The sequence below is a fragment of the Synechococcus sp. MIT2312 genome, assembly GCF_059772315.1.
Genome location: NZ_CM186281.1, coordinates 1,264,253 through 1,287,679 on the forward strand (window position 1 = coordinate 1,264,253; position 23,427 = coordinate 1,287,679).

The window sequence follows — 23,427 nt, forward strand, 5'->3', positions numbered from 1 at the left end:
GCATGCTGAACAGGGTGGCGGGAGCCTCGATGCACTGCTTCAGGATTGCTTCTGACCCATGAGCGAACTGACGCTGTATTCAGCACGGTCCAATACCATCCTGCTGAAGACCCAGGAAGGCAGGCGGATCCAGGATGTGCTTAAGCGACGAGGCATTGGCTTCGAACGCTGGGCAGCACATCATCGGCCGGATCGCCACGCCTCACCCGCGCAGATCCTGGAGAGCTACAAAAGCGAAATCGAACGAACACAGGCTCGGGGTCATTACCCGAGCGTTGATGCCATCAGGGTGCTTCCTGATCATCCGGATCGCGTCTCCCTGCGCCGCAAGTTTCTGAAAGAGCACGTCCACGCAGAGGACGAAGTGCGGTTCTTTGTGGAAGGTTGCGGTCTGTTCTGCCTGCACATCGGCGATGAAGTTGTGCAGGTGCTCTGTGAAACAAACGACTGGATCAGCGTTCCTGCCGGAACACCGCACTGGTTTGACATGGGCGAAACGCCTTATTTCTGCACGCTGAGGTTTTTCAACAATCCCAACGGCTGGGTCGCTGAATTCACTGGAGACACAATCGCCGAGCGCTACCCCCGACTCCGTGCCCCTTAAACACTCAGGCTGCCAGCAAAAGCCGAGCGTCGACGGCAGATTTCAACGATGTGATCCGGCTGGTGGGCACTTCAGCCACCAATGTCTGATCGTCCAGCAGCATCGCGGCCTCCAGGTCGGCGCAACGTCCGATCAGATCACGAACCAGGGGGTTGGATTTGAGACCATCCCATTGTTCGTCAGTGGTGCCATTACGCAGGGCCTGAAGCGAATCAGCAACAGCGATCACAGGGTCGGGCATCGACGTCGCAAAGTGACTGGGTCAATCCTAGAAGTGACCCAGACTCCATGGCGTGTCTCTTCAGACTTCTTTTGGACTCCGGTTACGAACTTCCTGCGCCTGGTGCCGGCGCCACTCCTGACCACCTGAGAAGCCTCGTCTCAATCTGGGGTCGCGAGGCAATCGTTGATCAGGCGTCAACTCCGACCGAATGCATGCGCACAGCTTCCGGTGCAGACAGCTCTCCGCGCAGCGCGTCCACCTCAGCCGCGGCCAGCTCCTTCAGTCGAAGCACGATCTCATCTCTTGGATAGCGGTCGGCAGACAGCACCCAGTAGAGACCGAAATGGCGGGCTTCGCTCTTCAGCAGATCGCCATAGAGCAAGCGCAGGTCTGGATCCGGACTGTGCTCAGCCAGCAGTGCCATGCGCTCATGGCTCCTGGCCTCGATCAGACCTGCAACCAGAAAAGAATCGAGCATGCGCTCGGGCTCTACACGGCGCACCTGCTTGGCAAGCCATGCCCCGTAACCAGGAGAGCGCAGGGGCTCCAGATAGCGCCCCCGGTCCTTGAGCAGCTTCAACACCCGTTCAAAGTGTTCGAGCTCTTCCCGTGCCAGCGGACTGAGCGCCTCGCCCAGGCCCGGTTCGCACAGGTAGCGGAACATCAGCTGCACCGCCGCCCCAGCCGCTTTGCGTTCGCAATGGGCATGGTCGATCAGCACCTCCATGGGCCTGGCGATGGCCTGTTCAACCCAGCGACGACTGGTGGGCGCTGCAAGCCAGCGGATGCTCGTCACCGACGAGGTGATGGTCATACGGCAGCCTTGCGCAGGTGATTCAGCAGGCCATCGAAGGCCAGGTCGTAACTGAAAGGGCCGAATCCACTCACCACACCAACCGCACGATCGGCCAGAAATGAGTGATGCCGGAAGGGCTCGCGGGCATGCGTGTTGCTGAGATGAAGCTCCACGTACGGAATGGCCACTCCCAGCAAAGCGTCACGCAAAGCGATCGAGGTGTGGGTGAAAGCGCCTGCATTCACGAGAATTCCATCCACCTCACCCATGGACTGATGGACGCGTTCCACTAGCGCACCTTCGAAATTGCTTTGAAAACAGTCCAGCTGCACGCCTGCTGCCGTTGCACGCTGATGGAGGTCTTGCTCAATCTGCTCGAGCGTCTGCCGTCCATAGACAGCGGGCTCTCGTTGCCCCAGCAGGTTGAGATTGGGGCCATTCAGGAGCAGCAGGCGCATGGCCTCACGAGAATTCCTCTAGAAGCCGATCGTATCGAGAACCAACGAGAGGCACAGATCGCTGCGGGGATCGCCAGGCCGACTGGTAAGTTCTTCGGGTGGTTCGGGTCGGTGCCCGAGTGGTTAATGGGGGCGGACTGTAAATCCGCTGGCTCTGCCTACGTTGGTTCAAATCCAACCCGGCCCATCCACCACAAGCCCTTGTAGCTCAGCGGTAGAGCACTCCCTTGGTAAGGGAGAGGTCTCGAGTTCAAGTCTCGACAAGGGCTTCAGTCAACACCCAGGCACCGGGTGTTGATTCCAGAGGCAATTAAGGATGGCTTGCCTCTCTGGACGTCTCCTCGAGGTCAGAGTTGCCTCAGCTCCGCAGTCCTGGCGGCAAGAGCGCGGTCGATAGCCGAAACGTGCCAAGCAGCAACCTGCCTTGGCGATGCGACCTCAACATCGAGTGGCGACAGCCGATAAGTGCCGCTAGCACTTAAAAAAGTCTCGGCTATGGCAGCAACGCCCCTCCTTCTTGCGCTGGATCAGGGCACCAGCAGCTCACGCGCCGCTCTGTTTGACCCGCGTGGATTCCCTGTTGCAAGCGCCAGCGCTCCCTTAGCCATCAGCTATCCAGCTGACGGATGGGTGGAACAGAACCCCAGGGACATCTGGGATAGCCAGCGCCTGGCGATGGAGCGCTTGGACAAGGCGATCAGTCAAGACCAGAGGGACGCTGTGGTGGCCTGCGGAGTCACCAATCAGAGGGAAACAACGATCCTGTGGCGACGCAGCGATGGGCAACCCTGCGGCCCCGCCTTGGTCTGGCAGGACGGCCGCACCTCGGACATCTGTCAACAGTGGAAAGAAGAAGGCCTTGAGCAGGAATGGCGAGCTCGCACCGGCCTGCTCCTCGATCCGTACTTCAGCGCCAGCAAGATTTGCTGGCTGATGCGGCATGAAGCAAGCGCTTCCAGCGCTGCCGCCGCTGAAGATCTCTGCTTCGGCACCGTCGAAAGCTGGTTGCTGTGGAACCTCAGCGGACAAAAGCGGCACTGCTCCGACATGAGCAATGCAAGTCGCACCTTGCTAATGGACCTGAAACAACGCGAGTGGGTGGACGCATTCTGCGAGCAGGCTGGGCTGCCGTTGAGCGCATTGCCGGAGCTGGTGCCCTGTCGCGGCGACTTCGGAGCAATCGCATCAGGACTCCCCTTCGCAGGAGTGCCGATCCATGCCCTGCTGGGCGACCAGCAAGCCGCCACACTCGGCCAGTTGTGCCTTCAACCAGGCGAAGCCAAATGCACCTACGGCACAGGTGCATTTCTGGTGGTGAATACAGGCAGCAGCATTCAACGCAGTGATGCTGGTTTGCTGAGCACTCTCGGCTGGACCGACGAGCAGGGGCAGCCCACCTACTGCCTGGAGGGCAGTTTGTTCAACGCCGGCACAGTGGTGCAGTGGCTGCGGGATGGACTGGGAATCATCGAGACAGCGGAAGAGATCAACCAGCTGGCCCTCAGCGTCGCCGATGCAGGTGGCGTCATGCTTGTTCCCGCCTTTACCGGCTGGGGAACACCGCACTGGGATCCCGGCGCCAGGGGCCTTTTAATCGGATTGACCCGCGACACCGGTCGCGGCCAGATCGCCCGTGCCGCCCTTGATGGCATTGCACTCTCGGTGGCAGGGCTGGTGCAGTTGGCGGAGCAGTCCATCGGCCGTGGACTCGGCGAACTGGCCGTTGATGGTGGTGCTGCCGCATCGGATCCACTGCTGCAGGCCCAGGCCGACAGCACGGGGCTGAAGGTGAGACGTCCCGCTTACCTGCAGAGCACCGCCCGTGGCGTCGCACTGTTGGCAGGAGTTCAGGCAGGACTGATCAACAATTTGCAGGATCTGGAATCCCTCCGGGGTGAGCAGGCCGACGTGTTTGAACCCTCGCTCAGTGCTGAACAACGCCAGCATTGGATGAAGCAGTGGAGCGACGCCATCTCAAGGAGCCTGCGCTGGCATGACTGACAACTGCTTCGACCTTCTGGTGATTGGCGGCGGGGCCAGTGGAGCCTGCGTGGCCTACGAAGCGGTCTGCCGGGGTTTCAAGGTGGCCCTGCTCGAAGGCCATGACCTTGGTGGCGGCACCAGTTCACGCAGCACCAAGCTCTTGCACGGAGGTGTTCGCTATCTCGAACTGGCGTTCAAAACCGCGGACACCGCTCAGCTTCGACTGGTGAGAGAAGCTTTGCTGGAGCGTGGTCACTGGCTGAAACAGGCGCCGTTTCTTGCCCACCGCCTTGAACTGGCTCTGCCCACAGGGGGGCTGATCGGCCAGCTCTATTACCGCCTCGGGCTCGGCATGTACGACGCCCTCTCAGGCCGTTCAGGGATCGGCAGCAGCCGGCTGCTGTCTCGGGCGCTGTTGCACGAAGCGTTGCCCGAGCTGCGCAGCGATGTCAGCGGTGGGGTTGCCTACAGCGATGGGCAGTTTGACGACGCCAGGCTGAACCTGTTGATGGCGCTCAGCGCCGAGCAACACGGGGCGGTCGTGCGCACGCGCACACCGGTGGTGGAGCTGGAGAAAGACAGCCACGGCAAGCTGTGCGCAGCCATCAGCGAAAACGCCAATGGCCAGAGAGAGCGCTGGCAAGCCCGCGTGGTGGTCAACGCCACCGGCATTCATGCCGATGCGCTGAGGCGCATGGCCGAACCCGAGTGCCAGGAACGCATGCTGACCAGTCGCGGAGTGCATCTGGTGCTGAAGCAGCGCCTCTGTCCGCAACGCATCGGCCTGCTGCTGCCCTCCACCGATGACGGCCGGGTGCTGTTCATGCTGCCCTTCTTCGGGGCCACATTGGTCGGGACCACCGACACGCCCTGCAGCCAGCCGCAGGCAGCTGTGCCATCTGATGAGGAGCAGAGCTATCTCCTCGACTACGTGAAGCGATGGTTCCCAGACCTCAACAGCATTGACATCGGCAGTTGCTGGGCTGGAGGAAGACCCCTGCTCAAGCCTGCCGATGCCGACGTGAACAGCAGCCGTGTCGTTCGCGAGCACGAGGTGGAGACGCTGCCCAGCGGGTTGGTGAGCGTGATGGGAGGCAAATGGACCACCTGCCGTCCCATGGCTCTCGACACCCTCGCAGCCGTTGCGAAGCAGTTGGGACAGTCACTGCCACCGGCGAAGGACCTGCCCCTCATCGGCTCAGACAGCGATCCTCTGCAAACCCCCAACCGTCTGATTGCACAACGCTCCACCCTCCAGGATCTGTTGCCGAAATCGACGCAGCAAGCGGAACAGATCGAACATCTTGAAAGCAGTCATGGCCTCAATGCGGAAGCCCTGGTGAACAGCTGGTCAACAGCAGAGCGTGAACCTCTCAGCCCGGTGATGCCCATCTGCACAGGAGAGATGCGGCATGCCATCGAGACGGAAAAGGCCAGAAGTGTCACGGACGTGCTGGCCCGGCGGACGCGACTGGCCATGGTTGACCGCGACGAAGCGCAACGGTTGGCTCCTGTGGTGAATCAACTGCTTGAGCAGTGCGGCCATGGCAACAGCGCACCTCTGGAACTGAATCACTAAACGGATTTCACTGATCAGAATTCATTGATCAGATTTCATTGATCAGAATTCATTGATCAGAATTCACTGATCAGCGTTCACGTCCTCCACTTCACCGATCAGCCACCAGCTGAATCCATGGGCCGGCAGGTAGACAAACCAATCCTCTGAAGCAGGGGGATATTCACAACCCCAGAACACTTCACGCGTGCGCACACCGCTCCAACGGCTGAGGTCAAGGTGCAGAGAAGCCCCTGCAGCTGAAAGGTTGGCCGCCACCAGCACCGTCATGCTGCCGTCACAGCGCACGTAGCTGATCACACCTGGGTGAGCACATTTCAACAACTCGAAGTTGCCATGTCGAAGCGCCGGCAGGAGTCGCCTGCAGGTGAGCATCCGACGGTGCCAGTTCAGCAGTGAACCAGGCAGCTGCTTCTGCACTTCAACATTCACCACGCGGTAGTCGTAGCCGGGAGCGGTGATCGGCGGCAGCACCAACAGCGGATCAGGTGCGGTTGAGAAGCCCCCATTCCGCGCGGGAGTCCAGGCCATCGGGGTGCGGTTGGGATCGCGGTCACGCAATCCGGGCCAATCGCCCATGCCGAGCTCATCGCCGTAATAGAGGCAAGGCATCCCCGGCAGGCTGTAAAGCAGTGCGTGAAGAACGCGGTTGGAGCCCGGATCGCCATTGAGCAACGGCGCCAGGCGACGGTTGATGCCCCAGTTGAGCCAATGGCCCTGTCCTTGATGCAGGCCGGCACGGATGGTCTGGATCACCTCCTCCGGGATCAGGTGACCATCACCCAGCCACAGCTCATCGTGGTTACGCAGAGGCAATGCCCAGCGGCAGCCGCTGACCACTTGCTGTGCCTCCTCCAGACAATTGCGCAGATTTTCCACACTGCCGCTGGCGATCGCAGCAAACAGGTGAGCAGTCAGCGCAAAGTTGTAGGCGCCGTGGAGCTCATCGTTTAATAAATAGGGAGCAATTTCTTCAACGGGCTGGATCGCTTCTCCAAGCAACAAAACATCCCGGCCATGGGAATCCACCCGCTGGCGCAGTCGCTGGAGAAAAGCGTGGGTTTCCGGAAGACCCTCACAGCGCGATCCCTCCTCCTCACACAGGAAAGGCACGGCATCCAGGCGGAAGCCATCGACACCACGGTCAATCCAGAAATCCACCACATCCAACATCGCCTCCTGGACAAAGGGATTGGCGTAGTTGAGATCGGGCTGATGGCGGAGGAAACGGTGGAGGAAGTACTGGCCAGCCACCTCATCCCATTCCCAGTTCGACGACTCGAAATGGCGGAAGAGCACTGGGGCATCCGCATAACGATGCGGATCATCACTCCACACGTAGATCTCACGCTCAGGGCTGCCCTTGGCTGCCCAGCGAGCGCGCTGAAACCAGGGATGGAGGGTACTGGTGTGATTCATCACCAGATCCATCACCACCTTCAGCCCCTGCGCATGCGCGGCCGTGAGGAAACGATGGAACGCTGCGAGATCGCCCAGATCGGGATGAATCGCCTTGAAGTCGGTGATGTCATACCCGCCGTCATCCAACGGTGAGGGGTAGATGGGCGTGAGCCAGATGGCTTCCACCCCCAGCCAACGCAGGTAAGGAAGACGGCTGGACAGGCCCTGCAGGTCTCCGATCCCATCGCCGTTGCCATCGCGGTAACTGCGCACGATCAGCTGGTAGATGACGGCGCCGTTCCACCACGGCTGCTGCTGACTCATCAGGCCGTTGCCTCTGACCACGGTGTAATGGCGATCGTGCTCAGCGTCATCCCTGCGCCAACGGTTGAGCTCACGAAACTGCGAGCATGACCTGTACAGACAGCACGCTCCTACTCGTCATGGTCCAGGCCAACGCTGCATGCCCCTTTACAGAATCCGACCTGGACCGTCTGCGACAACCCGTGCTGGAGGGAACCACCAGGCCGGAAGCTTGGCGTCGTGAACAGCTTCAGCGCCTGCGTGAGCTCGTGACACAACATGAGCCAGAGATTCTTGAGGCCCTTCGCCAAGACCTTGCCAAACCCGACCTGGAGGCCATGGCCGAGGTTGTGACCCTCCTGCAGGAACTCAAACTCGCTGATCGGCGTCTTCGCACCTGGATGCGTCCACGCCGAATCCGTGTGCCGCTTGTGCAGCAGCCCGGCCGGGCCGAGCTGATCCGCGAACCACTCGGTTGCGTGCTGCTGATCGGTCCCTGGAATCTGCCTTTCAGCCTCACGCTGTGGCCTCTTGTCAGCGCTCTTGCAGCTGGCAACACCGCCGTGATCAAACCTTCCGAACATGCCCCAGCAACAGCCGAGCTCATCGAGAGGCTGGTGCCCGAGCACTTCCCAGACCATGTGGTTCAGGTCGTCAATGGCGATGGAGCTGTTGCCGCTCAACTGGTCCAGCAACGTTTCGACCACATCTTCTTCACCGGTGGTGGGCGGATTGGAGCGAAGGTGCTGGAGGGAGCCGCCGCCAATCTCACGCCCGTCACTCTGGAGCTCGGCGGCAAAAACCCTGCGATCGTGCTGCCTGGTGCCGATCTGTCCATCACGGCACGCAGACTGGTCTGGGGAAAGGGATTCAATGCAGGTCAGGCCTGTATCGCGCCGGATCATCTGCTTGTTCAATCAGATCTGCGTACGCCTCTGCTGCAAGCCATTGCCGAGGAACGGCTGAAGCTCTACGGCAGCGATCCACTCGCATCCGAATCACTGGCGTGTCTGATTCACGACCGTCATTACGGCCGACTGGAGGCTTTGTTGAAGCAAGCCAAAGATGAGGGTCGCGTGCTGCTCGGTGGGGAGTGCGACCCCATCAGACGCCGGATTGCACCGACGTTGATCGCCGTTCGAGACGAACAGGATCCACTGATGGCTGACGAGCTGTTTGGACCGCTGCTGCCCGTGCTGGAGATCAAAAACCTGGATGAAGCCATTCAGAGGATCCAAAAGCAGGACAAACCACTCGCGCTTTATTTGTTTGGCGGTGACGATCGTGATCAGGGACTTGTCCTACGCAGCACCCACTCCGGTGGTGTGTGTTTCAACGACGTGTTGATGCAATGTGGCGTCCCTGATCTGCCCTTTGGTGGCGTAGGAGCCAGCGGGATGGGAGCCCATCACGGCGAAGCCGGATTCAGAACCTTTTCCCACGAGCGCTCGGTTCTGAAGCGTCCATTTTGGCTGGATCTGCCTCAGCGCTATCCGCCTTACACCCTCAAGCCAGAAACATTCCGTCGTCTCTTGAGCTGAAGGACGCGACAACAAGTTCAGAACAGCACTGGCGCTGAACGGGAGGCACCTTATCTTTCGCCCAGCCAACGCTCACGCATGCGCCACACTCTCCTGACCGTCCTCGCCGCGATGGCTCTGACACCACTCGCTGGTCATGCCGCCGACGTGACGGTTCAGTCAGGGGAGACCCTTTCGGATATTGCGGCGCGCTACGGCGTATCGATGAACAGCCTGATGCGCCTCAACGGAATCAGGAACTCTGACCATGTGGAGGCCGGCCAGACCCTACGGCTGCCTGGAAGCGTTTCAGCGGGCAAGGGGCGTCACAACGTGCAGTCCGGTGACACTCTCAGCGGCATTGCGGCGCAGTACAGAGTCGGTGAACGTCAGTTAATGGCCCTGAACGGACTCTCGAGTGCTGACCATGTTGAGATCGGTCAGACCCTGAAGCTGCCCAGCAACGCGGTGCTTCCTCAGGCCAAGCCCAAACCCGCAGCCAAGCCGGTGCCGATTCAGGCCAAGCCCAATGCCATCTCCCACACCGTGGCCCGCGGCCAAACCCTCAGCCAGATCGCTGAGGCCTATGACATCCCGCTCACGTCATTAGTCAGCATCAATGCCATTGAGAACCCCAATCAGGTCAACATCGGCACCCAGCTGATGCTGCGCTCCACCGAAAGCACCAGCGCCACATCCACAGCCTCGACGACATCAGCTGTTGAACGGCAACCCTTGCTGACCGAAAGCCAGCCCGACAAGCAGGAGCCAGCACAGGTCCAACCCAAAACCGACAGCATCAAATCGTCTGCGGCCAAACCGTCTGCTGCCAAACCGACTGCTGCCAAACCGGCGACGGTTAAGCCCACGGCTGTGAAGCCCAAAGTTGTCAAACCTGTGACGACGGCCAAAGCGAGCCAAACAACAACGACAAGCGTGCAGCCGAAGCCAGCCTCCTGGCGGAACTACGGCCCCCTTCAGGTCGACTGGGGGAACTGGCAGTCGATGGGTGGAAGCGAAGTGGCTCCGACACTGAACAGCGATGGACAATCGCTCTACGTGGCGGTGAACTGCTCCGCCAAAAAAATCAATGCCACTGGCGCCAACGGGAAGTGGAAAAACTGGATTGCACCCCAGTCGGAATTCGAAAAAACTCTCGTGAAGGATCGCTGCACGGCCGCAAAGAGTTGACCACGGTTTAAGCGGCGTAATGCAGGGGCCAGGGCTGACGCAAAAAACGCCGGCCGCTCTCCTTCAGGTACAGACGCTGGCTGCCGTCATCGGTTTCATGGATCAACTCCTCCTGAACCAGCCGCCGCGTCAGCCATCCCCAGTGCGCCGAACGACCTTCTTCAGCATTGAGTCGTTCACTCAGTCTGCGGGAATCAGTGCCGTGAACCTCCGCCAGTAACTCCAGAACAGCCGTGGCCTGGTCGGACCAGTCCTGCCTTGAGGCACTGGAAAGACAGCGGTCACAGCGGCCACAGGGAGGAACCAGTTCACCGACGGACAGCAGCAGAGCTTGTTCTCTGCAGGTTTCTCCCTCTGCCACAGCCTCCATACGGCGCAACTGCTGCTGCGCCAGTTCAATTCGACGCGATTCTTCAACGGCATCGCTGGCGGATGACCGGCGCAGGGCGCTCTGCATCGCCCATCCCAGGCTGGTTCGATCTCTCGGCGAGAACAACACCAGGCAGTGAGCTGGCTTGCCATCACGCCCTGCACGACCTGATTCCTGCAGATAGCCCTCCGGAGTGCTCGGGAGATCCAGATGCAACACCAGACCGACATCCGACCGATCCACTCCCATACCGAACGCGACCGTGGCCACCAACACAGGATCCTGCGCTCCCAGGAAATGCTCCAGCGCTCGATGTCGAACTTCAGGTTCAAGACCGGCGTGATACGCGATGGCCTGAATCCCGTTGGCACAGAGTCGCTCTGTCCAGCGCTCCACCGAAACACGGGTGCGTGCGTAAATCAAACAGGCGCCACGGGCACTCTCCAACGCGTCAACCACATCCTGCAAAGGATCCCCAACCCGGCGGCGCATGGCGTAGTGGAGGTTGTGACGTCGTGCCGATCCGACCTGGATCAGCGGCCGCCTGAGATGCAGTAAGCGAAGAATATCTGCCCTGACCCGGGGAGCTGCAGTGGCACTCAGAGCCACCAGAGGAACACCTGGACAAAGCGCTCGCAGCTCTCCGAGCCGGCGGTAATCAGGGCGGAAGTCATGGCCCCAGGCGCTGATGCAGTGGGCTTCATCGACAGCGAGCGCCACCAGCTGTCCTGTGGCGGCATGCTCCTGCAGAGCGGAACGGGTGGCTTCACCCTGAAGACGCTCCGGTGCCAGATACAACAGTCGCAAGGATCCGTCGCTGAGCTGCGAAAGCGTCTGTCGCCGCTGAACTGGATCAATTCCTCCATGAAGACAGGCCGCTGCGATACATCGACGTCTCAACTGGAGGACCTGATCCTCCATCAGAGCCACCAGAGGCGAGATCACCACCACTAGCCCTGATCTCACCAGAGCAGGCAACTGAAAACACAGTGACTTGCCACCACCAGTCGGCAGCACCGCCAGACAGTCCTGCCCTTGCAACAGGCATTCCACAACGGCACGCTGCCCTGGCCGGAACTCGGACCAGCCGTAATGGCGCTGAAGCGCATCCAGCAGCAGGTCCAAAGCACTCCACAGATGGTGTGCACAGGATACCGAGCCCCAGATCTAGGGGATAGGAGGAGGATCCAGCTGATCCGGTGATTCTTCAACCAACTGGAGTCGCACCCGCTTGCCCCCGGCTAACTCACCCAAGGACACCCGAAGCGTCGCTCCGCTGAGACTCTGCAACGCCGAGAGCACATCCCGGAGATACGGAGTGCTGCTGCCACTTTCCACCCAAAGCCGTTCCTGCAGACCACCCAGCCGTCGCCAGGACGTATGCAGCTTGAGCACTGCCGATTCCAGGGACTGAGCCTGACCGACTGCATCCGCCAGCAATCCCAGTGCATCCAGCCGCTGGGCTTCCTGCATGGCCTTCTCGAGATCAAGCTCACCCTGCTGAAAGGCACGGACGGCGACACTGGATTCCGTCGCCTTGGTGATCCAGCGAGCGGTGTGAGTCACATCCTTGATGCGGTCAAGCTCGGGCTCATCGCGCAGCACCTTGCGCAGATCATCCTGCTGTGGCTCCGGCAGCTTGGCCAGCTCTCGCACCAGCGGGGCAACCACTTTGGGGGGTAACAGATTCTCCTGGGTGCGTTGCCGAATTTCCTCAGGCAGCAGAGGACTGGTGGCAGCCATGAACTCATCCGTGAGCCGTCGGACCTGTTTGCGGGTGATCTCCTGCCCTTCATTGGCAGCTTCAGAGATCATCAGCTGCACCTCCGGAGCCGCCTGAGCGGTTTCCATGAAGGCGCGTTTGGAAAACTGATTGACGCTGGCCTCCTCGAGCACCCCCTCGCCAAGCATCTCCTGCGCCGACTCCGCGAGCTGGATCAATCCATAAGCCCGGGTTTTGCTGATCTCCCGCTCCCTGAGCCACTGCAGGAATCCGGCGCCACGCCCTTCTCCACCCCTCTTTTCGCGATCACGAACGGCCTTGAGGATCTTTCCACGCCAGATTTCGGTCTGTAGATCGAACTTGTCACAGACAGCCCAGGCCTGTTCCAAGCGAGCCAGAAACTCCATCGTGCTGATGTCGTCCTGCTCAGGATCTGGCAGATCCAGCTCCAGAACTGGAGTTTCCATGTTCGTTGGCAGCAAGGCAGGCAGCAGTCCGGAGGCTGGATGCTGGCATGGCGCAGGACCGGCAAAGAGCTGATCAGGGCGACATTGTGTGACGCAACAGCACGCCAGGGAAAGACCCAGAGATAGGGTCGATGTGCTTTTAGTTGCTACGAACCGATGGCGATCTCCCGCGGTGACATGGTGCGGATCAAGCGCCCTGAATCCTTCTGGTTCAACGATGTCGGCAAGGTTGCCTCAATCGACACCTCTGGCATCCGCTACCCGGTCGTGGTCAGGTTCGAACAGGTCAACTACAACGGCCTGCAGGGTTCGGACGGTGGTATCAACACCAACAACTTCGCGCTCGACGAACTCGAGCCGGCCTAACTCTCTTGCCGGAACTTCCGGAAGTTGAAACGGTTCGTCGGGGACTGGCGAACCGTCTTCAATCGTTTGTGATTCAAGAGGCCGAAATCCTCCGAGAGAGAGCTGTGGCAAGCCCCGGGGGCGCAACAGCGTTTTGTCGTGGACTTGCAGGCCGTACCGTTGGGGAGTGGCGGCGACGCGGCAAATATTTGATTGCCCAGCTCTTGGATCCCAGCACAGGCGAGCCCAGTGGGTGCTGGGGTGTGCATCTGCGCATGACCGGCCAGTTCCAGTGGCATGAAGAAGCCACAGAACCTTGCCAGCACACACGGGCGCGATTCTGGAATGCCAGGGAGCAGGAGCTGCGTTTCGTCGATGTGCGCAGCTTTGGAGAGATGTGGTGGGTTCCGCAGGGAACAGCCACCGACTCCATCATCACCGGATTGAAGCGACTAGGACCGGAACCCTTCAGTGAAGAGTTCAATGCCGGTTACTTGCATAAGAAGCTGAAAGGATCAACACGCTCGATCAAAGCAGCCCTGCTGGACCAATCACTGGTGGCAGGCGCCGGAAATATCTATGCCGACGAGAGCTTGTTTGCAGCAGGAATTGCGCCCCAAACTCCAGCGGGCAGGCTCAAGCGCAGACAACTGGAGCAGGTGTGCGACAGCCTTGTGCATGTGCTCGAGATCAGCATCGGCGTTGGTGGCACAACATTCAGCGATTTCCGAGACCTTGAAGGCGTCAACGGCAATTACGGAGGACAAGCCGCGGTTTATCGACGCACCGGGCAGCCGTGCTTGAACTGTGGCACTGCCATTGAACGGGTGAAACTTGCCGGTCGCAGCACCCATTGGTGCCCCACCTGTCAATCCTGAATCTCGGATGCGATAGGACGGAGAAGGATGGAACGCGGGAGGCGCGAAAGCGTTGGTTCAGGCTGCTGAAGAACTCTCAGCCACGATGAAACTGCTGCATGGCCGGGGTTGGTGCGATGGCACTGGAGGCAATTTCAGCGTTGTGGTGGCGCATGAACCACTGCGACTGTTGATGGCCCCCAGCGGCGTCGACAAGGGATCCGTCCAACCCGAAGAACTGATCGAGGTGAACAGCAACGGCGAGGTCACCCGGGGAGCCGGCAAAGCGAGTGCAGAAACCCTGCTGCATCTGCGCATCATTCACTGTTGCGGAGCCGGGGCCGTGCTGCATACCCATTCCCTATCAGGAACGCTGCTGTCGAAAACGGAGCTGAAGCAAGGCAGCGTGACTCTTGAGGGCTGGGAGATGCTGAAAGGCCTGAAGGGAGTCACCACCCATGACACCCGTATCAACGTGCCAATCATTGCCAACAGTCAGGATCTACAGGCACTGAGCGAAGCAGCAGCTGAACGATTGAGTGAAGCTCCCCATGGGCTGCTGGTTTCGGGTCATGGCCTTTATGCATGGGGCGACAACCTGAACGAAGCTCGTCGCCATACCGAAATCCTCGAATTCCTCTTGGAACTCAGCTGGAGACAATCACTCATCAGGAGCCAACAATGATTCGGGCCATCCTTCTGGACATCGAAGGAACAACCTGTCCCGTCGACTTTGTCAGCCAGACGCTGTTTCCATTCGCGCAGAAGAATCTGAACGCAGCATTGATGACCAGATCAAGCGATGCTGAGATCGATGCATTAGTGCAAGAAGCCATCGGTGAATGGCTGGACGATTCGGATCCAATCAGCAAAAGAATGCTGAGCCGAACCATTCAGCAACCTCCATCAACAAGGGAGGTGGAAGACTATCTACAGCATCTGATTCAATCAGACAGAAAGTCGACAGCCCTCAAGGAATTGCAGGGGAAGATCTGGAAGCAAGGCTACCTATCGGGCGAACTGACATCACCTCTGTTCAGCGATGTATGCAAACAACTCGACAGCTGGAAACACAAGGGAATCACGCTTGCGGTGTACTCATCAGGCAGCATTCAGGCACAGAAACTCCTCTACACCCATACCAATGAAGGAGACATCACCGATCGATTTAACCACTGGTTTGACACACGTACAGGCCCCAAACTATCCCATCAAAGCTATACAATCATCGCAAAAAAACTGGGCATTCAGTCTAACGAGGTGCTGTTTATCAGCGATCACCCAGGCGAATGCGATGCAGCCCGCCACTCAGGCATGAACACGAGGTTCTGCCTGCGCGAAGGCAATCCACATCAAGACCCCTGCGACCATGCAGTCGTACAAAAACTTTGCGATATCGATCTCGAGAAGATCAACACAGCGAATCACAATCAACGCTGAATCACAGCTGACAACAGCAATACGCGTCAAGGTACAAAAAAAGCCACCCCATCAAGGGTGGCTTTCTTCGCATCACATGCGTGATAGAAATGTTTTACCTGGCATCGAGCTATTTTCTCAGGGGGCTACCCCCCAAATATCGTCGCCGCTGCTGCGTTTCACAACCGAGTTCGAGATGGATCGGAGTGGTTCCACAACGCTATGGACACCAGGATAGAAAACATTCCCAAGGTTGAACCCTGAGAACTGCATAGGACATGATCAACAACTTTCATTGTTGATCATGCGTCTGAATCGAATAAATCATCGCCTCAGGCAAGAACCAAATCATGGTCAAGCCCTCGGTCTATTAGTACTCCTCCGCTGCATCCATTACTGGACTTCGACGTAGAGCCTATCAACGGGTGTTCTTCCCGTGACCTTACTGGGTTACCCCATGGGAATACTCATCTTGAGGTGGGCTTCCCACTTAGATGCTTTCAGCGGTTATCCACTCCGCACATGGCTACCCAGCGTTTACCGTTGGCACGATAACTGGTACACCAGAGGTGCGTTCCTCCCGGTCCTCTCGTACTAGGGAGAAATCCTCTCAATATTCCTACGCATACACCGGATATGGACCGAACTGTCTCACGACGTTCTGAACCCAGCTCGCGTACCGCTTTAATGGGCGAACAGCCCAACCCTTGGGACCGACTTCAGCCCCAGGTTGCGATGAGCCGACATCGAGGTGCCAAACCTCCCCGTCGATGTGAACTCTTGGGGGAGATCAGCCTGTTATCCCTAGAGTAACTTTTATCCGTTGAGCGACGGCCCTTCCACTCAGAACCGTCGGATCACTAAAACCGACTTTCGTCCCTGTTCGACTTGTAGGTCTCACAGTCAAGCTTCCTTCTGCTTTTGCACTCGTCAGCTGATTTCCAACCAGCCTGAGGAAACCTTTGTGCGCCTCCGTTACCTTTTAGGAGGCGACCGCCCCAGTCAAACTGCCCACCTGATACTGTCCGCTCCCCGGATAACGGGTGAACGTTAGAACCCTAGCTCTGAAAGAGTGGTATCTCACCATTGACTCCCTAGTACCCACGAGCACTAGATCAACGTCTCCCACCTATCCTGCGCATTCAGAGCCCGGGCACAATACCAAGCTACAGTAAAGCTTCATAGGGTCTTTCTGTCCGGGTGTATGTAGTCCGCATCTTCACAGACAATTCTATTTCGCCGAGCCTCTCTCCGAGACAGCGCCCTGATCGTTACGCCTTTCGTGCGGGTCGGAACTTACCCGACAAGGAATTTCGCTACCTTAGGACCGTTATAGTTACGGCCGCCGTTCACCGGGGCTTCAGTCGCCAGCTTCGCTTACGCTGACCGGCTTCCTTAACCTTCCGGCACTGGGCAGGCGTCAGCCCCCATACATCGTCTTGCGACTTAGCGGAGACCTGTGTTTTTGGTAAACAGTCGCCAGGGCCTTTTCACTGCGACCACCTTGCGGTGGCACCCCTTCTCCCGAAGTTACGGGGCTAATTTGCCGAGTTCCTTAGAGAGAGTTACCTCGCGCACCTCGGTATTCTCTACCACCCCACCTGTGTCGGTTTCGGGTACTGGCAGTTATGTCTTAACGGGTATAGAGCTTTTCTTGGAAGCATGACATCACCAACTTCGCTGCCGTAGCAGCTCGTACTCACGCCTCAGCTCGGAACGTTTTCGCCGCTCCTCATAGCCTCGAACGCTTGAACCAGTAACCAACATCTGGCTTGGCTAGCCTTCTCCGTCCCTCTTCCCAAAACATAACCGGTACAGGAATGTTGACCTGTTATCCATCGACTACGCCTTTCGGCCTGACCTTAGGACCAGACTAACCCTCCGCGGACGAGCCTGCCGGAGGAACCCTTAGGGTTTCGGTGCATGGGATTCTCACCCATGTTTTCGCTACTCAAGCCGACATTCTCACTTCTATGCAGTCCACGCCCGCTCACGCTAACGCTTCGCCCCACATAGAACGCTCCCCTACCATAAATCCGCAGCTTCGGTACAACGCTTAGCCCCGTTCATTTTCGGCGCAGGATCGCTCGACCAGTGAGCTATTACGCACTCCTTTGAGGATGGCTGCTTCTAGGCAAACCTCCTGGTTGTCTGGGCAATCCCACCTCCTTTATCACTTAGCGTTGATTTGGGGACCTTAGCTGGCGGTCTGGGCTGTTTCCCTCTCGACCATGGAGCTTATCCCCCACAGTCTGACTGCCTCGCTACACACAGGGTATTCAGAGTTCATCTCGATTTGGTACCGCTCTCGCAGCCCGCACCGAAATGGTGGCTTTACCCCCCTGCTGGAGCACGAGACGCTACGCCTCAACGTATTTCGGGGAGAACCAGCTAGCTCCGGGTTCGATTGGCATTTCACCGCTAACCACAGCTCATCCAGTGACTTTTCAACGTCAGTTGGTTGGGACCTCCACTTGGTATCACCCAAGCTTCATCCTGGCCATGGTTAGATCACCCGGGTTCGGGTCTATAAATACTGACAAACGCCCTATTCAGACTCGCTTTCGCTATGGCTCCACCATTTCCGGTTTAACCCGCCAGTACCTATAAGTCGCCGGCTCATTCTTCAACAGGCACACGGTCACCCGATAAGTCGGGCTCCCATTGCTTGTAAGCTCACGGTTTCATGTTCTATTTCACTCCCCTCCCGGGGTTCTTTTCACCTTTCCCTCGCGGTACTGTTTCGCTATCGGTCACACAGTAGTACTTAGCCTTACGAGGTGGTCCTCGCGGATTCACACGGAATTTCACGTGCTCCGTGCTACTCGGGATACAGCTAGGTCAGTTCAGTTTTCGTGTACGGGGCTTTCACCTTCTTTGGCGTGTCTTTCAAACACTTCCACTAACATCCCTTTTCCACATTGCTGTCCCACAACCCCGATGGTCGAAACCATCGGTTTAGGCTCTTCCCCGTTCGCTCGCCGCTACTCAGGGAGTCGTTTTTACTTTCCTTTCCTCCAGCTACTAAGATGTTTCAGTTCGCTGGGTTGGCTCGTGCCAGCCTATGGATTCAGCTGGCCGTTCTAAGGGTTGCCCCATTCGGAAATTCCCGGATCAAAGCGTGTTTCCAGCTCCCCGAGACTTATCGCAGGTAACCACGTCCTTCATCGCCTCTGTGTGCCAAGGTATCCGCCGTGAGCTCTTTGTAGCTTGACCATTAATCTCCAAAACGCTTGCTGTCGTTGAAACAGATTCTGAACGATTCATTGCTGAATCAATCATCAAACTCCCAATTGCTCGACACAATTAGAAGAACGTTATGGAGTCTCGGCTCTTGCTCAAGAATTGACATCATCCTAAAAAAGAATGATGCATCCATGAGAGATGCTTATTCTTACAGACTTTTTCCTATGCAGTTGTCAAGGTTCTGCTAGACATCAAACTGTTTAAACAGTTCGAGCCCAGCATCTTATCAACTAAAAGATCGTGATAATTCACGTCATTTCAGAATGACAGGAAGCTGGGGTCATGCCAGCGGACACATCTAAATCACATCACATTCGAGTTCACCTTCCATCATTCAGAAGATGGAGATTGAGTTCGATCAGTGGAGGTTAGGAGACTCGAACTCCTGACATCCTGCTTGCAAAGCAGGCGCTCTACCAACTGAGCTAAACCCCCAACACCGAATGGGCCATCCTGGACTTGAACCAGGGACCTCACCCTTATCAGGGGTGCGCTCTAACCACCTGAGCTAATGGCCCAGGAAGACTCAACCCTTGTGGGATGTGACCTAGACAAAGTTTAGGAACTGAAAATTTCCATCAAGCAATTCATATCGCTATGCATTCTTGACTTCAAAATTGAGGTACCGATCGACCTAAGGTGACAGGATTTCGGCCTAAGAATTAAATACTCAGACATCAAAATCGTTGTTTGTCTTCCCTGTTAGGAGGTGATCCAGCCGCACCTTCCGGTACGGCTACCTTGTTACGACTTCACCCCAGTCATCAGCCCCACCTTCGACGTCCTCCTCCACAAGGGTTGGAGTAACGGCTTCGGGCGTGGCCAACTTCCATGGTGTGACGGGCGGTGTGTACAAGGCCCGGGAACGTATTCACCGCAGTATGCTGACCTGCGATTACTAGCGATTCCTCCTTCACGTAGGCGAGTTGCAGCCTACGATCTGAACTGAGCCACGGTTTATGAGATTTGCTTGTCCTCGCGAACTTGCTGCTCTTTGTCCGTAGCATTGTAGTACGTGTGTAGCCCAGGATGTAAGGGGCATGATGACTTGACGTCATCCACACCTTCCTCCGGTTTATCACCGGCGGTCTCTCTAGAGTGCCCAACTAAATGCTGGCAACTAAAGACGTGGGTTGCGCTCGTTGCGGGACTTAACCCAACATCTCACGACACGAGCTGACGACAGCCATGCACCACCTGTCACTGCGTTCCCGAGGGCACTCTCTCGTTTCCAAGAGATTCGCAGGATGTCAAACCCTGGTAAGGTTCTTCGCGTTGCATCGAATTAAACCACATACTCCACCGCTTGTGCGGGCCCCCGTCAATTCCTTTGAGTTTCACACTTGCGTGCGTACTCCCCAGGCGGAACACTTAACGCGTTGGCTACGACACCGAGGGGGTCGATTCCCCCGACACCTAGTGTTCATCGTTTACGGCCAGGACTACAGGGGTATCTAATCCCTTTCGCTCCCCTGGCTTTCGTCCATGAGCGTCAGTTATGGCCCAGCAGAGCGCCTTCGCCACTGGTGTTCTTCCCGATATCTACGCATTTCACCGCTACACCGGGAATTCCCTCTGCCCCTACCACACTCAAGCCCAACAGTTTCCACTGCCATGATGGAGTTAAGCTCCACGTTTTAACAGCAGACTTGAAAGGCCGCCTGCGGACGCTTTACGCCCAATAATTCCGGATAACGCTTGCCACTCCCGTATTACCGCGGCTGCTGGCACGGAATTAGCCGTGGCTTATTCCTCAAGTACCGTCAGATCTTCTTCCTTGAGAAAAGAGGTTTACAGCCCAGAGGCCTTCATCCCTCACGCGGCGTTGCTCCGTCAGGCTTTCGCCCATTGCGGAAAATTCCCCACTGCTGCCTCCCGTAGGAGTCTGGGCCGTGTCTCAGTCCCAGTGTGGCTGATCATCCTCTCAGACCAGCTACTGATCGATGCCTTGGTGAGCTCTTACCTCACCAACTAGCTAATCAGACGCGGGCTCATCCTCAGGCGAAATTCATTTCACCTCTCGGCATATGGGGTATTAGCGGCCGTTTCCAGCCGTTATCCCCCTCCTGAGGGCAGATTCCCACGCGTTACTCACCCGTCCGCCACTAACCCGAAGGTTCGTTCGACTTGCATGTGTTAAGCACGCCGCCAGCGTTCATCCTGAGCCAGGATCAAACTCTCCGTTGTAGATCAAGTCCTCTTAAAGGCTTTCACCTCTTCAACTTGATTTGCTTTACCCACTCATCAGCACTGGCGCACTGATTGCAGTTAAAACCACCTTCCTCTGACAGAAGGGTTCATAAGAGTGCACTTAGAATCTCTCCTTCGTGACTTTCCAGGATCTCAGATCCGGTCGTTGCTCCACAACGCGCACACCGACAACATCAAAAGCTCGTGAAAACTTTCAATCTTGTAAGCACGTTGCTTCTTTGCAACTAAAAATTGTTGACGGGACCTCACACTTACATCGCATTTCCATCAAGCTCAATCACCAAACCTTTCAGCTCAGCAATCGAAACTCGACGCGATGAAAGCGTCAGTTCCTAAACTTTTCGATTGTCCAGGTTCTGCCGTCGCGTTCCTTCTCAGAAACGGTTGGCGGTGCGGTCTCGCGACCGCTTGTGAAATTTACAACACCGTGGGATCGCTCCCTCTTGGCCTTGTAAGCACCCCCAAACACTACAAGCTCGCGCTCTTCATGCTCAAAGGCTGCACTCCAGGCTTCCGCCTGCCGCGCAGTCCAAAAACATAACTCACTCATGCCCCTCTACGCAACTCATTGCATCTCAAGACTTGCTTCCACTGCCGTAAACGAAAGCCAGCACTACGTTTTGGCTACACGCAACGGATCATGGCAGGACGCTTCAGCCAGCAGAACCAGCGTGTCCGACCGAGCTCGAAGGAAGACCAGGTAGTCCAGAAGGCCCGCGAGCACTTCGAACGAACGCTGATTCCCCTGCGTGGACACCTGGCTGGCAGCGTCGCCGCCCTGGAGCATCCCCGTCACGACGAAGCTCTCAACTACGGCGAGATCTTTCTCAGGGACAACGTTCCCGTGATGGTCTACCTGCTGACGCAGAAACGATTCGACATCGTCCGTCAGTTTCTGACCATCTGCCTTGACCTGCAGAGCACCACTTACCAGACACGAGGCGTCTTCCCCACCAGCTTCGTGGAAGAGGAAGGACATCTGATTGCGGACTATGGCCAGCGCTCCATCGGACGGATCACGTCAGTCGACGCAAGTCTCTGGTGGCCGGTTCTGTGCTGGATGTATGTGAAGTCCAGTGGAGACGAGGAATTCGCCTCCAGTCAGGCTGTGCAGCGCGGTGTTCAGCTGCTGCTCGACCTCGTGTTGCATCCCACCTTTGAAGGAACTCCGGTGCTGTTCGTGCCGGACTGCGCTTTCATGATTGATCGTCCGATGGACGTCTGGGGAGCCCCACTGGAAGTGGAGGTGCTGCTGTACGGATCTCTGCGATGCTGCACTCAGCTTATGGAGCTGGGACGCAAGCATCACAACAGCAGGCTGCTGGACCAGCGACTGGTGCTGACCCGGCAGTGGGTTCACGACCTTCGCCAATTTCTTCTCAAGCACTACTGGGTCACCAGCAAAACCATGCAGGTGCTGCGTCGCAGACCGACCGAACAGTACGGAGATAACCAGCACCAGAACGAATTCAATGTTCAGCCTCAGGTCATTCCTGACTGGCTGCAGGACTGGCTCGAAAACCGTGGGGGCTACCTGATCGGCAACATGCGCACGGGACGTCCTGACTTCCGTTTCTACAGCCTCGGAAATTCACTCGGCTGCCTGTTCGGATTGCTGACGGCCCCTCAGCAACGTGCGCTGTTCCGCTTGACGCTGCACAACCGCGACCACCTGATGGCCGAGATGCCCATGCGCATCTGCCACCCTCCGATGGAAAGCCTTGAGTGGCAGAACAAGACCGGGTCGGACCCGAAGAACTGGCCCTGGAGTTATCACAACGGTGGGCACTGGCCGAGCCTGTTGTGGTTCTTCGGTGGCTCCATCCTTCTGCACGAGCGCCGCCATCCCCATGCCGATGTTCTGCTGATGGGGCAGATGAAAGCATTGCTGGAGGAGTGCTACTGGAGTCATCTCAACCAGTTACCAAGGCAACAGTGGGCTGAGTACTTCGATGGCCCAACAGGCACCTGGGTGGGTCAACAGTCCAGGACCTACCAGACCTGGACGATTGTTGGTTTTCTGCTGCTCCACCACTTCCTGCGCGTCAATCCAGATGATGTCCTGCTTCTGGACCTCGATGAAGGGGCTGTTCCTGACCCTGCGGATGAATTTTCTGAAGAGCATGATCACGACTGGGATCACCATTAAAAAAGCCCAGCCATGGGGCTGGGCTTATGGCATCGATCAGAGGGAGCTTCAGAAAAGACCCAGGGTCAGAGACTTGTCGATGGGCATTGCTGCACCGATACCGAGGTAGATGGTGGTTGCTGTGCCGAACAGGAACACGGCCATCGCGACAGGGCGACGGAAAGGGTTCTGAAACTTGTTGAAGCTCTCGATGAAAGGAACCAGCATCAGACCGAGAGGAACAAGAGTCTGAAGAGCGATTCCAAGAAGCTTGTTGGGAACAACTCTGAGGATCTGGAATACGGGATACAGATACCACTCAGGAAGAATTTCCAGAGGAGTTGCGAAGGGGTCAGCCTTATCTCCGAGCATGGCGGGATCCAGAACGGCGAGTCCGACAATGCAGGCAATCGTGCCCAGGATCACGACCGGGAAGATGTAGAGCAGGTCGTTCGGCCAGGCAGGTTCGCCGTAATAGTTATGGCCCATGCCTTTGGCGAGCTTGGCGCGCATTTTGGGATCAGTCAGATCCGGCTTCTTGAGGATGTGCATGGATCAGGGGGTGATGTTTGAACCTTAAGCAGACCAGGGGAGCTGAACGAC

At 57.5% G+C, this 23,427-nt stretch carries 17 protein-coding genes, 4 tRNA genes and 3 rRNA genes; 12 read left to right on the forward strand and 12 right to left on the reverse strand.

Annotation, left to right across the window (positions count from 1 at the left end; genetic code table 11):
* Positions 1–58 precede the first annotated feature (58 nt).
* Positions 59–604 (forward strand): 1,2-dihydroxy-3-keto-5-methylthiopentene dioxygenase, encoded by a 546-nt coding sequence (locus AC6EI9_RS07390; RefSeq protein WP_498469834.1) that lies wholly within the window; start codon positions 59–61, stop codon positions 602–604.
* Positions 605–608: 4 nt separating this feature from the next.
* On the opposite strand, the gene AC6EI9_RS07395 is transcribed toward AC6EI9_RS07390, so the two are convergent.
* The 3 genes from AC6EI9_RS07395 to aroQ form a co-directional block, all read right to left on the reverse strand.
* Complete coding sequence (locus tag AC6EI9_RS07395; protein ID WP_498469835.1) at positions 609–845, reverse strand: hypothetical protein; 237 nt, start codon at positions 843–845, stop codon at positions 609–611.
* Between the two features lie 169 nt (positions 846–1,014).
* Positions 1,015–1,641 (reverse strand): MiaE family protein, encoded by a 627-nt coding sequence (locus tag AC6EI9_RS07400; protein ID WP_498469836.1) that lies wholly within the window; start codon positions 1,639–1,641, stop codon positions 1,015–1,017.
* Positions 1,638–2,081 (reverse strand): type II 3-dehydroquinate dehydratase, encoded by a 444-nt coding sequence (aroQ, locus tag AC6EI9_RS07405; RefSeq protein ID WP_498469837.1) that lies wholly within the window; start codon positions 2,079–2,081, stop codon positions 1,638–1,640. Before aroQ ends, AC6EI9_RS07400 begins: the two co-directional genes overlap by 4 nt.
* Positions 2,082–2,186: 105 nt before the next feature.
* Here aroQ and AC6EI9_RS07410 point away from each other — a divergent pair.
* The 4 genes from AC6EI9_RS07410 to AC6EI9_RS07425 all read left to right on the forward strand — a co-directional run bounded on the left by AC6EI9_RS07410 (position 2,187) and on the right by AC6EI9_RS07425 (position 5,643).
* Positions 2,187–2,268 (forward strand) — tRNA-Tyr (locus AC6EI9_RS07410).
* A 10-nt stretch (positions 2,269–2,278) separates the two neighbouring features.
* A tRNA-Thr gene (locus AC6EI9_RS07415) sits at positions 2,279–2,350 on the forward strand.
* 226 nt (positions 2,351–2,576) lie between these two features.
* Positions 2,577–4,082, forward strand: a complete 1,506-nt coding sequence (gene glpK / locus AC6EI9_RS07420; protein ID WP_498469838.1) for a glycerol kinase GlpK — start codon at positions 2,577–2,579, stop codon at positions 4,080–4,082.
* Positions 4,075–5,643: a glycerol-3-phosphate dehydrogenase/oxidase gene (locus AC6EI9_RS07425; protein WP_498469839.1), complete on the forward strand. Its 1,569-nt coding sequence runs from the start codon at positions 4,075–4,077 to the stop codon at positions 5,641–5,643. The genes glpK and AC6EI9_RS07425 overlap by 8 nt, the downstream gene beginning before the upstream one ends.
* A gap of 63 nt (positions 5,644–5,706) precedes the next feature.
* On the opposite strand, the gene AC6EI9_RS07430 is transcribed toward AC6EI9_RS07425, so the two are convergent.
* Positions 5,707–7,368, reverse strand: a complete 1,662-nt coding sequence (locus AC6EI9_RS07430; protein WP_498469840.1) for an alpha-amylase family protein — start codon at positions 7,366–7,368, stop codon at positions 5,707–5,709.
* Between the two features lie 119 nt (positions 7,369–7,487).
* Between AC6EI9_RS07430 and AC6EI9_RS07435 the strand changes: the two genes are divergently transcribed.
* Both AC6EI9_RS07435 and AC6EI9_RS07440 read left to right on the forward strand, forming a co-directional pair.
* The gene (locus AC6EI9_RS07435) at positions 7,488–8,888 is read left to right on the forward strand and encodes an aldehyde dehydrogenase family protein (protein WP_498469841.1); all 1,401 of its coding nucleotides are present in this window, start codon (positions 7,488–7,490) and stop codon (positions 8,886–8,888) included.
* A 78-nt stretch (positions 8,889–8,966) separates the two neighbouring features.
* On the forward strand, positions 8,967–10,058 hold the full coding sequence (locus AC6EI9_RS07440) for a LysM peptidoglycan-binding domain-containing protein (RefSeq protein WP_498469842.1): 1,092 nt from the start codon (positions 8,967–8,969) through the stop codon (positions 10,056–10,058).
* 7 nt (positions 10,059–10,065) lie between these two features.
* On the opposite strand, the gene AC6EI9_RS07445 is transcribed toward AC6EI9_RS07440, so the two are convergent.
* Both AC6EI9_RS07445 and AC6EI9_RS07450 read right to left on the reverse strand, forming a co-directional pair.
* Complete coding sequence (locus AC6EI9_RS07445) at positions 10,066–11,553, reverse strand: RecQ family ATP-dependent DNA helicase (protein WP_498469843.1); 1,488 nt, start codon at positions 11,551–11,553, stop codon at positions 10,066–10,068.
* Positions 11,554–11,595: 42 nt separating this feature from the next.
* Positions 11,596–12,618, reverse strand: coding sequence for a hypothetical protein (locus AC6EI9_RS07450; RefSeq protein WP_498469844.1), 1,023 nt, complete (start codon positions 12,616–12,618; stop codon positions 11,596–11,598).
* A gap of 156 nt (positions 12,619–12,774) precedes the next feature.
* Between AC6EI9_RS07450 and AC6EI9_RS07455 the strand changes: the two genes are divergently transcribed.
* The 4 genes from AC6EI9_RS07455 to mtnC all read left to right on the forward strand — a co-directional run bounded on the left by AC6EI9_RS07455 (position 12,775) and on the right by mtnC (position 15,260).
* A complete protein-coding gene (locus AC6EI9_RS07455; protein WP_066912053.1) occupies positions 12,775–12,984 on the forward strand; it encodes a photosystem I reaction center subunit IV in 210 nt (69 codons plus the stop codon).
* Positions 12,985–12,989: 5 nt separating this feature from the next.
* Positions 12,990–13,841, forward strand: a complete 852-nt coding sequence (locus tag AC6EI9_RS07460; RefSeq protein WP_498469845.1) for a DNA-formamidopyrimidine glycosylase — start codon at positions 12,990–12,992, stop codon at positions 13,839–13,841.
* Positions 13,842–13,926: 85 nt separating this feature from the next.
* Positions 13,927–14,505 (forward strand): methylthioribulose 1-phosphate dehydratase, encoded by a 579-nt coding sequence (mtnB, locus tag AC6EI9_RS07465; protein WP_498469964.1) that lies wholly within the window; start codon positions 13,927–13,929, stop codon positions 14,503–14,505.
* Positions 14,502–15,260, forward strand: coding sequence for an acireductone synthase (gene mtnC / locus AC6EI9_RS07470; protein WP_498469846.1), 759 nt, complete (start codon positions 14,502–14,504; stop codon positions 15,258–15,260). The genes mtnB and mtnC overlap by 4 nt, the downstream gene beginning before the upstream one ends.
* 96 nt (positions 15,261–15,356) lie before the next feature.
* On the opposite strand, the gene rrf is transcribed toward mtnC, so the two are convergent.
* The 5 genes from rrf to AC6EI9_RS07495 form a co-directional block, all read right to left on the reverse strand.
* A 5S ribosomal RNA gene (gene rrf, locus AC6EI9_RS07475) occupies positions 15,357–15,473 on the reverse strand.
* A gap of 116 nt (positions 15,474–15,589) precedes the next feature.
* Positions 15,590–18,455, reverse strand: a 23S ribosomal RNA gene (locus AC6EI9_RS07480).
* 392 nt (positions 18,456–18,847) lie between these two features.
* Positions 18,848–18,920, reverse strand: a tRNA-Ala gene (locus tag AC6EI9_RS07485).
* A gap of 9 nt (positions 18,921–18,929) precedes the next feature.
* Positions 18,930–19,003, reverse strand: a tRNA-Ile gene (locus tag AC6EI9_RS07490).
* 184 nt (positions 19,004–19,187) lie between these two features.
* A 16S ribosomal RNA gene (locus AC6EI9_RS07495) occupies positions 19,188–20,672 on the reverse strand.
* The 16S, 23S and 5S rRNA genes sit together here with 2 tRNA genes alongside, the layout of an rRNA operon.
* Before the next feature lie 664 nt (positions 20,673–21,336).
* Between AC6EI9_RS07495 and AC6EI9_RS07500 the strand changes: the two genes are divergently transcribed.
* Positions 21,337–22,845: a glycoside hydrolase 100 family protein gene (locus AC6EI9_RS07500; protein ID WP_498469847.1), complete on the forward strand. Its 1,509-nt coding sequence runs from the start codon at positions 21,337–21,339 to the stop codon at positions 22,843–22,845.
* A 48-nt stretch (positions 22,846–22,893) separates the two neighbouring features.
* Here the strand turns inward: AC6EI9_RS07500 and petD are convergent, their stop codons facing one another.
* The gene (petD, locus tag AC6EI9_RS07505) at positions 22,894–23,376 is read right to left on the reverse strand and encodes a cytochrome b6-f complex subunit IV (RefSeq protein WP_066904183.1); all 483 of its coding nucleotides are present in this window, start codon (positions 23,374–23,376) and stop codon (positions 22,894–22,896) included.
* Between the last annotated feature and the right edge of the window lie 51 nt (positions 23,377–23,427).